Consider the following 11,956-nt stretch of genomic DNA (forward strand, 5'->3'; position numbering starts at 1 on the left):
GGCCGCCCCCGCACAGGCCGGTTCCGCGCCCGCCACGGGATCGGCCCCCGGCGCCATCGCCGAGGCCGCGCCGCTCGCGCCTCCGGCTCCCGCCCAGGCGGCCGAGACCGTCACCAACCCCTACGGCCTCGAGGCCCTCTGGGAACAAGGCGACGCGGTTGCCAAGGGCACCCTCGCGATCCTCCTCATCATGTCCGCCGCGAGCTGGTACGTCATCGTCACCAAGCTCTACGAACAGACCAGGCTGCGCCGCCATGCGCGCGAGGCCAAGAACAAGTTCTGGACCGCGGGCGGCGTGCAGCAGGCCACCCAGGCCCTCAATCCCGGCGGCGCCTTCCACTTCATCGCCCAGTCCGGCCTCGAGGCCAAGGAGCACCACACCGGATTGCTCGAACACATCGATCTGAACACCTGGGTCGGCCAATCCATCCAGCGCGCCATCGACAACGTCCAAGCCCGCCTGCAGGACGGTCTCGCCCTGCTCGCCACCGTCGGCTCCACCGCGCCCTTCATCGGCCTGTTCGGCACCGTGTGGGGCATCTACCATGCACTCACCGCCATCGGCATCGCCGGGCAGGCTTCCATCGACAAGGTCGCCGGCCCCGTCGGCGAGGCCCTGATCATGACCGCCATCGGCCTGGCCGTCGCCGTGCCCGCCGTGCTCGGCTACAACTGGCTGGTCCGCCGCAACAAGGCCTCGCTCGACGAGGTCCGCGCCTTCGGCGTCGATCTGCATGCCGTCCTGCTCGGCGGCGGCAACGCGCGCACCGCCGCCGCCAAGGGCGCGCCGGCCAAGATCGTCGCCGTCGCGCGGGGCTGAACATGGGGATGAACGTCGGACAGGCCGAGGACGACGAGGATGTCATCTCGGCCATCAACACCACGCCGCTGGTCGATGTGATGCTGGTGCTGCTGATCATCTTCCTGATCACCATCCCGGTGGCCACCCACACCGTCCCGGTCGCGCTGCCCAAGGAGACCAACCAGCCGCGCCAGACCAAGCCCGAGAACATCAACCTCTCCGTCACCCGCGACGGCGGCGTGTTCTGGAATCAGGAGGCGCTCGGCCAGGAGGCCCTGGTCGAGCGCCTCAAGGCCGTCTCTGTCCTCCAGCCCCAGCCCGAGGTCCAGGTCCGCGGCGACGGCGCGGCCCCCTACGAGCACGTCGGGCGCGTGGTGCTCGCATGCCAGCGCGCCGGCATCCTCAAGATCGGCTTCATCACCGAGCCGCCCCCGCGCGGCTGAGACACGAGAAGGAAACCCGCCATGGCCATGAACGTCGGCAGCCCCTCCGCATCGGGCGACCCCGAGGTGATGATCGACATCAACACCACTCCGCTCATCGACGTGATGCTGGTGCTGTTGATCATGCTGATCGTCACCATCCCGATCCAGCTCCACTCGGTCGAACTCAACCTGCCCCAGGGCAATCCGCCCCCGCCGCTGGTCGAGCCCGAGGTGGTGCGCATCCACATCGAGGCCGACGGCGCCATCCTGTGGAACGGCGAACCGGTCGCCGGCCTGCCCGCGCTCGAGCCACGGCTGGCCAGCGCCGCCGCGCAGGCGGTGCAGCCCGAGCTGCACGTGCGGCCCGACCGCGCCGCCGCCTACCACACCGTCGCCGCCGTCATGGCCGCCATACAGCGCAACCAGCTCACCAAGATCGGTCTGGTGGGCTCGGAGCAGTTCCTGTAGCGCAGCATGCGCCACGCCCCGGGCCGCCGGCCCGGGGCGTGGCCCGGCAAAGCATGTCTTGGGGGAAGGCGAGCCGGGGCTGTGCGGACCGGCCCTCAGACCTGCGTGTCGAGGCCTCCCTCGGCCATCTCCGCGGCACGCAGCATGGCGCGTGCCTTGCTTTGGGTTTCCTGCCATTCGGAGTCGGGATCGGAATCGGCGACGATGCCGGCACCTGCCTGAACGTGGATCTGGCCGTCCTTGATGACCGCGGTGCGGATCGCGATCGCGAGATCCATGTCGCCATGGAAGCCGAGATAGCCGGCCGAGCCGGCGTAGATGCCGCGCTTGGCCGGCTCGAGTTCGTCGATGATCTCCATCGCCCGCACCTTGGGCGCCCCCGACACCGTGCCCGCCGGAAAAGTGGCGCGCAGCACGGCGAGTGCGCTGAGGTCTTCCCTGAGCCGGCCTTCGACGTTGGAGACGATGTGCATCACGTGCGAATAGCGTTCGATGCTGAAGCGCTCGGTGACCTTGACCGTGCCGACCTGTGACACGCGGCCGGCGTCGTTACGGCCGAGGTCGAGCAGCTGGACGTGCTCGGCGATCTCCTTGGCGTCGGCCAGCAACTCGTGCTCGAGCGCGACGTCCTCGGCCGCCGTGGCACCGCGCCTGCGCGTGCCCGCGATCGGGCGCACGGTCACGACGTCGTCCTCGAGCCGCGTCAGGATCTCGGGCGAAGCGCCGACGACGTGGAAGTCCTCGAAGTTGAAGTAGAACATGTAGGGCGACGGGTTCAGGGAGCGGATCGCGCGGTACAGCGCCATCGGGCTGGCCGCATAGGGCTTGCTCATGCGCTGTGACAGCACGACCTGCATGACGTCGCCGTCGACGATGTACTGCTTGGCACGGCGCACGGCGTCCTTGAAGGCATCCTCGCCAAAGCTCGACACCGCGGGCGCGGACTCGGCGCGACACTCTTCGGGAACCTGCACCGGCGCGCGCAAGCGCGCCAGCAATTCGCGCAGGCGCCGTTGCGCACGCTTGAAGGCGCCGGGCACTTCCGGTTCGGCATACACCACCAGGGTCAGCTTGCCGCTGAGATTGTCGACGATGGCGACCTCTTCGGACAGCAACAGCAGGATGTCGGGCGTGCCGATGGTGTCGGCCTTTTCGGTCTGCGCCAGCTTGGGCTCGATGTAGCGCACGGTGTCGTAGCCGAAATAGCCCACGAGGCCGCCGGCGAAGCGCGGCAGGTGTTCGCGCGGCGGCACCTTGATGCGGTTCATGAATTCGGCGACGAAGTTGAGCGGATCGCCGTAGTCGCGGCGCTCGACCAGGCGGTTGCCGGTGAGCAGCAGCGCGGAGCGGCCGTAGACCTCGATGCGTGTCGGCGAGGACAGGCCGATGAAGGAATAACGGCCGAAGCGCTCGCCCCCTTGCACCGATTCGAGCAGATAGGTGTAGGGCTCGTTGGCGAGCTTCAGGTAGATGGAGAGCGGCGTGTCGAGATCGGCAAAGGTCTCGAGCGTGACCGGAATGCGGTTGTAGCCCTGCGAGGCGAGGGCGTTGAATTCCTGTTCGAGCATGGAGGCTCCACGTAAGTCGGTTCGATCGGGGATGCTGCTGCAGGCGGGGAACGGCACACGCGCGTGCGTCGCCGAGGCCCCGCGGGGGGAGGTCGCGTTAGTGGCCCAAAGGCCAACGCCAGCCGGCGCGCCAGCCTTGCTGGACGGCGGGCGGAGTGGCGAGGAGACGATCCCGGGGCGCGAGCATCACGATGTCGATCTGTGGTGGAGAGTGTCTGGCAAGATCCGCCGGGCCCCGTGACGGACGGGTCAGGCCGGCGGCGCTGATGGCGCGATGTGGTCCAGCGCCTGAAGCGCGTTCGATAGTAGCCCATCGCATTCGATGGTGTCCACCGGCACACCTTCGCTGTAGCCGTAGGTGACGAGCAGCACCGGCATGCCTGCGCCCTGCGCCGCGAGGGCGTCGTTGGCGGAGTCGCCGATCATGAGCGCCTCGGCCGGCACCACGCCCAGGCGTTCGCACGCCAGCCGCAGCGTGGCCGGATCGGGCTTCTTGACCGGCAGCGTGTCGCCGCTGACCACGGTGTCGAAATGGCCGGCGATGCCCATGCGCTCGAGCAGCGGCAGCGTGAAGGCCTCGGCCTTGTTGGTGACCACCGCGAGCCGGATGCCGCGCGCGCGCAGCCCCTGCAGCGTGTCTTCCACGCCCGGATAGATCGCGGCACGCATGCCATTGACCACCGTGTAGTGGCGGCGGAAGGCGGCGACCGCGGTATCGACCTCGGCTTCGGTCGCGGCGGCGTTCTCGGTCATGCAGCGCCGTACCAGGTTGGGAATGCCCTTGCCGACGAAACGATGGATCTCGTCCTGCCCGCGCTGCGGCCGGCCCAGCTCGGCCAGCATCAGGTTGGCGGCCTCGGCGAGGTCGGCGATGGTGTCGAGCAAGGTGCCGTCAAGGTCGAACAGCACCGCGCGCGGCGTAAATCGCGCAACCACGCTCATGCCGCCACCGTTGCGAGTTCGCTGCGCAGCGCGCCGATGATCGAGTCGTAGCGGTTGGGGTCCGCGTCCCGGGCGGCGCCGAACACGGCCGAGCCGGCGACGAAGGTGTCCGCGCCGGCGGCCGCGATCTCGGCGATGTTGTCGGCCTTCACGCCGCCGTCGATCTCGAGCAGGATGCGCCGCCCGCTGCGGGCCTCGTAGGCATCGAGCCGCGCGCGCGCGGCGCACAGCTTGTTGAGTGTTTCGGGGATGAACTTCTGCCCGCCGAAGCCGGGATTCACGCTCATCAGCAGCACGAGGTCGAGCTTGTCCATGACGTGGTCCATGTGGTGCAGCGGCGTGGCCGGGTTGAACACCAGGCCGGCCTGACAGCCCGAATCGCGGATCAGGCCGAGGCTGCGGTCGATGTGCTCGGAGGCCTCGGGATGGAAGGTGATGACGTTGGCGCCTGCCTTGGCGAAGTCGGGAATGATGCGGTCGACCGGCTTGACCATCAGGTGCACGTCGATCGGCGCACGGGTATGCGGGCGGATGGCTTCGCACACCAGCGGGCCGACGGTCAGGTTGGGCACGTAATGATTGTCCATCACGTCGAAGTGGATCCAGTCGGCGCCCGAGGCGACGACATTGCGTACTTCGTCGCCGAGGCGGGAGAAGTCTGCGGACAACAGGCTGGGGGCGATGCGGTACATGGGGGTCTCCGGGGGCCTTTCAACCCGGAATTCTAACCGGCCGCCGCGTCCCTGCGGGCCGGAATGAGCCCGGCAGGACCGCGGCCCCCGGCATTCAGAAGCGCAACACCTCGCCCTGCAGCAGGCGGCGTGGATTCAGGCGCGAGGCGCCCGCCTCGATCTGCGCCATGATGCGCTGGTCCGCGCCGGGCTTCAGATGCGTGATGTGCACTTCAGGCTGCACGCTCAGTTCCGCCAGGAATTCGAGCAGCATACTCGGACAGAGATGGCGCGACGCCAGCGCCAGCCCCTGCTGCTCGTCCGCGAAAGCGGTTTCGATGATCAGGTGGCGCAGCGCGGGCAGTGCATTGATCGCGGCGATCAGTTCCGGACAGTAGGTGGTGTCGCCGGAGAACACCAGTTGCCCTGCGCCGCTGTCGAGGCAGTAGGCGGCCATCGGCACCGTGTGCTGCGCCGGCAGCGCGGTGATGGCGCGCTCGCCGAGACGGACGGTTTCGCCCAGCTTGATGGGCCGGAAGCGCATGTAGGGATGGTTCCGGTCGGGGATGGACGAAAAGTCCGGCCATACGAGCCAGTTGAAGACATGCGAATGCAGGATCCGGATCGTTTCGGGCAGCGCATGCACGATCAGCGGCGCCGTCCTCAGCTCGCCCACGGCATCGATCAGCAGCGGCAGCGAGGCGATGTGGTCGAGATGCGCATGGGTGAGGAAAACGTGGTCGATCCCGCACAGCGACTCGAACGGCAGGTCCCCCACGCCGGTGCCGCAGTCGATGAGCACGTCATCGTCCGCGAGAAGGGAGGTGGTGCGAGCCTGCACCCCGCCAATGCCACCACTGCACCCCAGCACCGTCAGCTTCATGACCCATCGCGGCACGATCCGTCGCGAGACGCGTGCCGCTACGATTCCCCGTTATGTGTGTGGGGACCTTATCACCGCGGTCGCGGCGCCGGTAGGCACAAATTCACGGCCTGATCCGCTGCCCGCGGCAATGATCACGAGCGCAGGAAGAACTCCATCTTCACCCCCGCCAGATCGATGATGTCGTGGTCCTTGAGCAGATGGGCCTGGGCGTCGATCGCCGTCCCGTTGACCTGCGGGAAGGATGCCCCTTCGACGTGGGTGATGAAGTAGCCGTGCGGACGGCGTGTGATGACCGCGACCTGCCTGCCGGGCTTGCCCAGCGTGGTCAGGGACTTGGTGAGCTCCAGCTCGCGCCCGCTGTTGGCACCGCTCAGGACCTGGATGACCCCGACACGCCCGGCGCTGGCCGCCATGGCCTTCTCCGCGCGTTCGAGCGCGCCGGCGGCGACGATCTGCGTTTCGGTCGTTCCGGGCCGGGCCCCGGGATCGGTCTGGGTAGGCGGCAGTTCGAAGGGCTTGAGTACGGCCGTGTCGATCATCTCGGACGCCGCAGTCCCGGGCTGCGCCGTATCCACGATGTACTTGATGCGGTACTTGCCGAGCTCGATCACGTCGTTGTGGTGCAGCACGTGCTTCTTGACCGGCTGGCCATTCACGTAGGTGCCGTTGGTGCTGTTCTGATCCTCGAGGAAGGCGTCGTTGAGGATGCGGGTGATCACCGCATGCTGACCGCTGATGGCGAGGTTGTCGATCTGGATATCGTTGTTCGGCTTGCGCCCGATCGAGGTCCGTTCCTTGTTGAGCTCGATCTCCTTGAGGACGAGCCCGTCCATGCTGAGGATCAACTTCGGCATTGCCTGTACCCGCTGTGATGTTCGTGCCCGCAGCCCCACTGGCTGCCAACGGACATTCTAGCGCGCGACACAGCAGGCAGGAGGACATGAAAACGCCAAAAAAGCCCTCATGCGCCGCCGCTGCACGAGCCGCAGCCCCCGAAGGGCGCTTCTGGCCCTGGGATCCCTGCGCGCGCCCAAAAGAAAAAAGCGCCGGACACGCCGGCGCTTTCGGATCATCAGGCTGACCGCGGTATCAGAGCATCGCCTTCAGCAGCTTGGCCATTTCCGACGGATTGCGCGTCACCTTGAAGCCGCACTCTTCCATGATGGCGAGCTTGGCATCGGCGGTGTCGGCGCCGCCCGAGATCAGCGCACCGGCGTGGCCCATGCGCTTGCCGGCCGGCGCGGTGACGCCGGCGATGAAGCCGACGATCGGCTTCTTCATGTTGGCCTTGCACCACTGCGCGGCTTCGGCTTCGTCCGGACCGCCGATCTCGCCGATCATGATCACCGCGTCGGTGTCCGGATCGTCGTTGAACATGCGCATCACGTCGATGTGCTTGAGGCCGTTGATCGGGTCGCCGCCGATACCGACCGCCGAGGACTGGCCCAGGCCGATTTCGGTCAGCTGCGCCACGGCTTCATAGGTCAGCGTCCCGGAACGCGACACGACGCCGATGCGGCCCTTTCGGTGGATGTGGCCGGGCATGATGCCGATCTTGATCTCGTCGGGCGTGATCAGGCCGGGGCAGTTGGGGCCGAGCAGCAGGGTTTCCTTGCCGCCGGCAGCGACCTTGGCCTTCATCTTGTTGCGCACCACGAGCATGTCGCGGACCGGGATGCCTTCGGTGATGCAGATCGCCAGGTCCAGGTCGGCCTCGACCGCTTCCCAGATCGCATCGGCAGCGCCCGCGGGCGGCACGTAGATGACCGACACGGTGGCACCGGTCTCGGCGGCGGCTTCCTTGACCGAGGCGTAGATGGGGATGTCGAAGATCTTCTCGCCCGCCTTCTTGGGGTTCACGCCGGCGACGAAGCAGTTCTTGCCGTTGGCGTATTCCTGGCACTTTTCAGTGTGGAACTGGCCGGTCTTGCCGGTGATGCCCTGGGTGATGACCTTGGTGTCTTTGTTGATCAGGATGGACATTCGCAACTCTCCTTACTTGACCGCAGCGACGATCTTGGTCGCGGCTTCCGCCATGGTGTCGGCGGAGATGATCGGCAGACCCGACTCGGCGAGGATCTTCTTGCCGAGGTCTTCATTGGTGCCCTTCATGCGCACCACGAGCGGGACGGAGAGATTGACTTCACGGGCTGCGGCGACCACGCCGGCGGCGATGGTGTCGCACTTCATGATGCCGCCGAAGATGTTGACCAGGATGCCCTTGACCTTGGGGTTCTTGAGCATGATCTTGAAGGCTTCGGTGACCTTCTCGGTGGTGGCGCCACCGCCGACGTCGAGGAAGTTGGCCGGCTCGGCACCGAACAGCTTGATCGTGTCCATGGTGGCCATCGCCAGACCAGCGCCGTTGACCAGGCAGCCGATGTTGCCGTCCAGGCTGATATAGGCGAGGTCGAACTTGGAGGCTTCGATCTCGTCGGCGTCCTCTTCATCCAGGTCACGGTAGGCGACGATCTCGGGATGGCGGTAGAGCGCGTTGGAATCGAAGTTGAACTTGGCGTCCAGGGCCTTCACGGTGCCGTTGCCTTCGTGGATCAGCGGGTTGATCTCCGCCAGCGAGGCATCGGTTTCCATGTAGCAGGTGTAGAGCTTCTTCAGCGTGTCGATGGCCTGGGCCAGCGAGCTGTCGGGGATGCCGATGCCCTTGGCCAGTTCGGTGGCCTGCGCGTCGGTCAGGCCGGCGGCCGGGTCGACGAAGACCTTGATGATCTTCTCGGGGGTGTTGTGCGCGACTTCCTCGATGTCCATGCCGCCTTCGGACGAAGCCATCACGGCGACCTTCTGGGTGGCGCGGTCGGTCAGCGCAGCGACGTAGTATTCGTGCTGGATGTCGGCGCCTTCCTCGATCAACAGGTTGCGCACCTTCTGGCCTTCGGCCCCGGTCTGGTGGGTGATGAGCTGCATGCCGAGGATATCGGAAGCATGCTGGCGGACCTCGTCGAGCGATTTGGCGAGCTTCACGCCGCCGCCCTTGCCGCGGCCGCCAGCGTGGATCTGGGCCTTCACCACCCAGAAATTGCCACCGAGCTCTTCGGCTGCCTTCACCGCGCCCTCAACGCTGGTGCAATGGATGCCGCGAGGCGTCACGACGCCGAACTTTCTTAGAACTTCTTTTGCCTGATACTCATGAATCTTCATGGTTGCCCTTCGTTCGAAGTCACGACGGCAGGCCCGTCGCAAACAGGTTGATGGCATGCTTCGGAGCATCCAGCTCCACGACGGGCGTCGTCTCCCTCGACCGCCGCCCACCGCCTTCGGCCAGCGGAGCCGGCCCGGGCTTCCGGCACGCACGCGAATGTACGTGTTTACCGCAAGACCCCATAATTATAACCAGTTTTGCGCAGTGCACAGCGCCTGCTTCCGGCCCGCCTCACCCCCCCGTCCCGGGCCCGCGGTACCACTTGGGATAATAGCGGCGCACCGCCTCCGCCGACGTATCCAGCGCGTGGCAGCGGTCGAGCTGGAAGGGTTTTTCCGCGCTGTCCTCGTTGTCGCGCCGGAACGTGGCAATCGTCTGAATCGCCGCGGTGGGCAGGGAATTGAGCAGTTCCGTCATGTGCGTACAGCCCCGGACGTCGGCGAACATCTCGCCGATCGTGCGCCGGAAGCCGCGCACCAGGTTGAGCCCGACCAGTTGCCGGTAGGCCGGGCCGATGGTGTCGCACTGGCCCGGATAGGGCACCCCGTCCGAACAGGCGACCGCATCGAGGATGGTGAAGGCCGTGTCGAAGACGATCCTCAGCCGCATCAGGTGCACCGGCACCCCCGCGGGGCGCACGCCGGAAGCGATCGGATAGTCGATGTCCTTGACATCGGTGAGCGATGCATCGAGTTCGTACAAGCCATCCTCGCGCAGAAAGCCTTCGAGCTCGATGCGCCGGGTATGGATGCGCCGACGGGGCGCAGAATTGGCAGGCAGGGGCATCTTCTATTTCTATTCACGTACGCACGCGTATGGGGAGGAGGATCTTAACCGATCGCGATCACCGGCATGTGCGCGCCAGCCGCCCCGCCGCGGCACTCAGACCGGATTGGGCAGGTCGACGAAGTCCGCAGCCAGGCCGAGTTCATCCGCGAGATAGGTGGCGATCGACCTCGCGCCGTAGCGCTCGGTCGCGTGATGCCCTGCCGCGATGTACGGGATGCCGGACTCGCGCGCGAGATGCACCGTCTGCTCGGAGATCTCGCCGGACACGAACACATCGGCCCCCACGGCGATCGCCTGTTCGAAATAGCCCTGGGCGCCACCGGTACACCAAGCCACGCGCCGTACCGGCCTCGACGCCTCCCCCACCAGCAGCGGCTCGCGCGCCAGCCTGGCTGCCAGCGCACGCGCGATGTCTGCGGCGGACTCGCCGGCCTGCCCGGGGCGGCCGAACCAGCCCAGGTCCTGGTCCGCGAAACGCCCTTCCGCCTGCCAGCCCATCAGCTTGCCGAGCTGGGCGTTGTTGCCGTACTCCGGGTGCCCATCCAGCGGGAGATGGTAGGCAAGCAGGCTGACGTCGTTCGCCAGCAGGGTCTTCAGGCGCTGGCGGCGAATGCCGTTGATGCGCCCATCCTCGCCCTTCCAGAAATAGCCGTGATGAACGAACACGGCGTCATAGCCGCCGGATACCGCGATGTCGAGGAGCGCCTGGCAGGCAGTCACCCCGCACAGCACCCGGCCCACCTCGGGCCGTCCTTCCACTTGCAGACCGTTTGGGCAATAATCCTTGAAATGCGAAGCGTCGAGCAGCGCATCCAGGCGCGCCGTGAGCTCGATGAGTTGCATGCAGCCTCCCTATTTTCCGGCCCGGCCGGACATCCCGTCACCAGGCTCCACAGTCTTTCGAATCCAGCACATTATGCGCCGTCTGTGGCTCATCTTCGCCCAGGCCGTGACCATCAGCGTCGCCGGCCTGTTCGTCCTCAGCACCCTCAAGCCGGAATGGCTGCGCGACACCGCGCCCGCATCGGTCGTCGCGATCCTGGAGGCCCCGGCCGACAGCGGCGCGCACACGCGCGCGGCCGGCTCCTACGCCACCGCCGCACAGCGCTCCATGCCCGCGGTCGTCCACATCTTCACCAGCAAGGCGGGCGCCAGTCCGGGCCACCCGCTGCTCGACGACCCCGTGTTCCGCCACTTTTTCGGCGAGCGCCCGAACAACGGCCCCAGCCAGCGCCCATCGGGCCTAGGGTCCGGCGTCATCGTCAGCCCCGACGGCTACATCATCACCAACAACCATGTCATCGAGACGGCCGACCAGATCGAGATCGCGCTCAACGACGGACGGAAGTTCGCCGCACGCCTGATCGGACGCGACCCCGAAACCGATCTCGCCGTGTTGAAGATCGACACCGATGCAAGCTTGCCCGTCATCACGCTGGCCGGAGGCGATGCGCTGAACGTGGGCGATGTCGTGCTGGCGATCGGCAACCCCTTCGGGGTCGGCCAGACCGTGACGATGGGCATCGTCTCGGCGCTCGGGCGCAGCCAGCTCGGCATCAATACCTTCGAGAACTACATCCAGACGGACGCGGCGATCAACCCGGGCAACTCCGGCGGCGCCCTGGTCGACAGCGCGGGAAACCTGGTGGGCATCAACACGGCGATCTATTCGCGCTCCGGCGGCTCGCTCGGCATCGGCTTCGCCATTCCGGTGTCCATCGCACGCAGCGTGCTCGAACAGATCGTGGCGACCGGCGAGGTCACGCGTGGCTGGGTGGGCGTGGAAATCCAGGACATCACGCCCGAACTGGCCGAATCCTTCGGCCTGCGGGACACGCGCGGCGCCCTGATCGCCGGTGTGCTGCGCGCAAGCCCCGCAGACCGTGCCGGCATCCGGCCCGGAGACGTGCTGATCGCCGTCGATGGCACCGATGTGCACAACCCGCGCGCCATGCTCGACACGGTCGCCGCCCTGCCGCCGGGGCACAGCGCAAGCTTCCGCGTACTGCGCGGCGACAAGGAAATGGAGCTGAACGTCGAGGTCGGGCGGCGGCCCACGCCCTCCAACCGCTGACGCGCTCCCGGCCGGCGCATCCGCCCCGCGCAATGTGCGGTTCCGGGGTTCCAGCAGCCGGCAGCACAAGCTCACCTGCGGCGCGACCGCTCCGCCGAGAGCGGGGCGCATCCTTTCTTCGGAAATACTGGCGGAACCGCATCCGGCCCCGGCATCAGGATGCCGGGGGGGGGG

General features: G+C 67.0%; 13 protein-coding genes. 4 read left to right on the forward strand and 9 right to left on the reverse strand.

Annotated features, from left to right (window positions below; translation table 11 throughout):
• Positions 1-55 precede the first annotated feature (55 nt).
• Genes C666_RS16940 through C666_RS16950 form a run of 3 tightly spaced genes read left to right on the forward strand, consistent with a single transcriptional unit; the run spans position 56 to position 1,695 of the window.
• Positions 56-820: a MotA/TolQ/ExbB proton channel family protein gene (locus C666_RS16940; protein WP_081593480.1), complete on the forward strand. Its 765-nt coding sequence runs from the start codon at positions 56-58 to the stop codon at positions 818-820.
• 8 nt (positions 821-828) lie between these two features.
• Complete coding sequence (locus C666_RS16945) at positions 829-1,245, forward strand: ExbD/TolR family protein (RefSeq protein WP_245603921.1); 417 nt, start codon at positions 829-831, stop codon at positions 1,243-1,245.
• A gap of 21 nt (positions 1,246-1,266) precedes the next feature.
• Complete coding sequence (locus C666_RS16950) at positions 1,267-1,695, forward strand: ExbD/TolR family protein (RefSeq protein ID WP_004344557.1); 429 nt, start codon at positions 1,267-1,269, stop codon at positions 1,693-1,695.
• 95 nt (positions 1,696-1,790) lie between these two features.
• On the opposite strand, the gene trpE is transcribed toward C666_RS16950, so the two are convergent.
• From trpE to C666_RS17000, 9 genes are all read right to left on the reverse strand, one after another.
• Positions 1,791-3,263, reverse strand: a complete 1,473-nt coding sequence (trpE, locus tag C666_RS16955; RefSeq protein WP_004344558.1) for an anthranilate synthase component I — start codon at positions 3,261-3,263, stop codon at positions 1,791-1,793.
• Positions 3,264-3,512: 249 nt separating this feature from the next.
• Positions 3,513-4,205, reverse strand: coding sequence for a phosphoglycolate phosphatase (locus tag C666_RS16965; RefSeq protein WP_004344561.1), 693 nt, complete (start codon positions 4,203-4,205; stop codon positions 3,513-3,515).
• The gene (gene rpe, locus C666_RS16970; protein ID WP_004344562.1) at positions 4,202-4,897 is read right to left on the reverse strand and encodes a ribulose-phosphate 3-epimerase; all 696 of its coding nucleotides are present in this window, start codon (positions 4,895-4,897) and stop codon (positions 4,202-4,204) included. Before rpe ends, C666_RS16965 begins: the two co-directional genes overlap by 4 nt.
• A gap of 94 nt (positions 4,898-4,991) precedes the next feature.
• Entirely contained in the window at positions 4,992-5,759 is a 768-nt protein-coding gene (locus C666_RS16975) for a 3',5'-cyclic-nucleotide phosphodiesterase (protein WP_004344565.1), read from the reverse strand.
• Between the two features lie 134 nt (positions 5,760-5,893).
• Positions 5,894-6,616: an FHA domain-containing protein gene (locus C666_RS16980; RefSeq protein WP_004344568.1), complete on the reverse strand. Its 723-nt coding sequence runs from the start codon at positions 6,614-6,616 to the stop codon at positions 5,894-5,896.
• Positions 6,617-6,851: 235 nt separating this feature from the next.
• Positions 6,852-7,745 (reverse strand): succinate--CoA ligase subunit alpha, encoded by an 894-nt coding sequence (gene sucD / locus C666_RS16985; protein ID WP_004344570.1) that lies wholly within the window; start codon positions 7,743-7,745, stop codon positions 6,852-6,854.
• Positions 7,746-7,757: 12 nt separating this feature from the next.
• Positions 7,758-8,918: an ADP-forming succinate--CoA ligase subunit beta gene (sucC, locus tag C666_RS16990; protein ID WP_004344572.1), complete on the reverse strand. Its 1,161-nt coding sequence runs from the start codon at positions 8,916-8,918 to the stop codon at positions 7,758-7,760.
• Positions 8,919-9,150: 232 nt separating this feature from the next.
• Complete coding sequence (locus C666_RS16995; RefSeq protein ID WP_004344577.1) at positions 9,151-9,705, reverse strand: DUF2889 domain-containing protein; 555 nt, start codon at positions 9,703-9,705, stop codon at positions 9,151-9,153.
• 96 nt (positions 9,706-9,801) lie between these two features.
• On the reverse strand, positions 9,802-10,551 hold the full coding sequence (locus C666_RS17000; protein ID WP_004344579.1) for a Nif3-like dinuclear metal center hexameric protein: 750 nt from the start codon (positions 10,549-10,551) through the stop codon (positions 9,802-9,804).
• Positions 10,552-10,624: 73 nt separating this feature from the next.
• Here C666_RS17000 and C666_RS17005 point away from each other — a divergent pair, with 73 nt between their 5' ends.
• Positions 10,625-11,782, forward strand: a complete 1,158-nt coding sequence (locus C666_RS17005; protein ID WP_004344582.1) for a Do family serine endopeptidase — start codon at positions 10,625-10,627, stop codon at positions 11,780-11,782.
• The last annotated feature ends 174 nt before the right edge of the window (positions 11,783-11,956 follow it).

The sequence above is a fragment of the Thauera linaloolentis 47Lol = DSM 12138 genome (assembly GCF_000310205.1).
Lineage (GTDB): Bacteria > Pseudomonadota > Gammaproteobacteria > Burkholderiales > Rhodocyclaceae > Thauera > Thauera linaloolentis.

Bases quoted from the DNA above. Each gene is read 5' to 3' on its own strand.
- C666_RS16945 (WP_245603921.1), top strand. From the start codon at position 829: ATGAACGTCGGACAGGCCGAGGACGACGAGGATGTCATCTCGGCCATC.
- C666_RS16950 (WP_004344557.1), top strand. From the start codon at position 1,267: ATGGCCATGAACGTCGGCAGCCCCTCCGCATCGGGCGACCCCGAGGTG.
- trpE (WP_004344558.1), bottom strand. From the start codon at position 3,263: ATGCTCGAACAGGAATTCAACGCCCTCGCCTCGCAGGGCTACAACCGC.
- C666_RS16965 (WP_004344561.1), bottom strand. From the start codon at position 4,205: ATGAGCGTGGTTGCGCGATTTACGCCGCGCGCGGTGCTGTTCGACCTT.
- rpe (WP_004344562.1), bottom strand. From the start codon at position 4,897: ATGTACCGCATCGCCCCCAGCCTGTTGTCCGCAGACTTCTCCCGCCTC.
- C666_RS16975 (WP_004344565.1), bottom strand. From the start codon at position 5,759: ATGAAGCTGACGGTGCTGGGGTGCAGTGGTGGCATTGGCGGGGTGCAG.
- C666_RS16980 (WP_004344568.1), bottom strand. From the start codon at position 6,616: ATGCCGAAGTTGATCCTCAGCATGGACGGGCTCGTCCTCAAGGAGATC.
- sucD (WP_004344570.1), bottom strand. From the start codon at position 7,745: ATGTCCATCCTGATCAACAAAGACACCAAGGTCATCACCCAGGGCATC.
- sucC (WP_004344572.1), bottom strand. From the start codon at position 8,918: ATGAAGATTCATGAGTATCAGGCAAAAGAAGTTCTAAGAAAGTTCGGC.
- C666_RS16995 (WP_004344577.1), bottom strand. From the start codon at position 9,705: ATGCCCCTGCCTGCCAATTCTGCGCCCCGTCGGCGCATCCATACCCGG.
- C666_RS17000 (WP_004344579.1), bottom strand. From the start codon at position 10,551: ATGCAACTCATCGAGCTCACGGCGCGCCTGGATGCGCTGCTCGACGCT.
- C666_RS17005 (WP_004344582.1), top strand. From the start codon at position 10,625: ATGCGCCGTCTGTGGCTCATCTTCGCCCAGGCCGTGACCATCAGCGTC.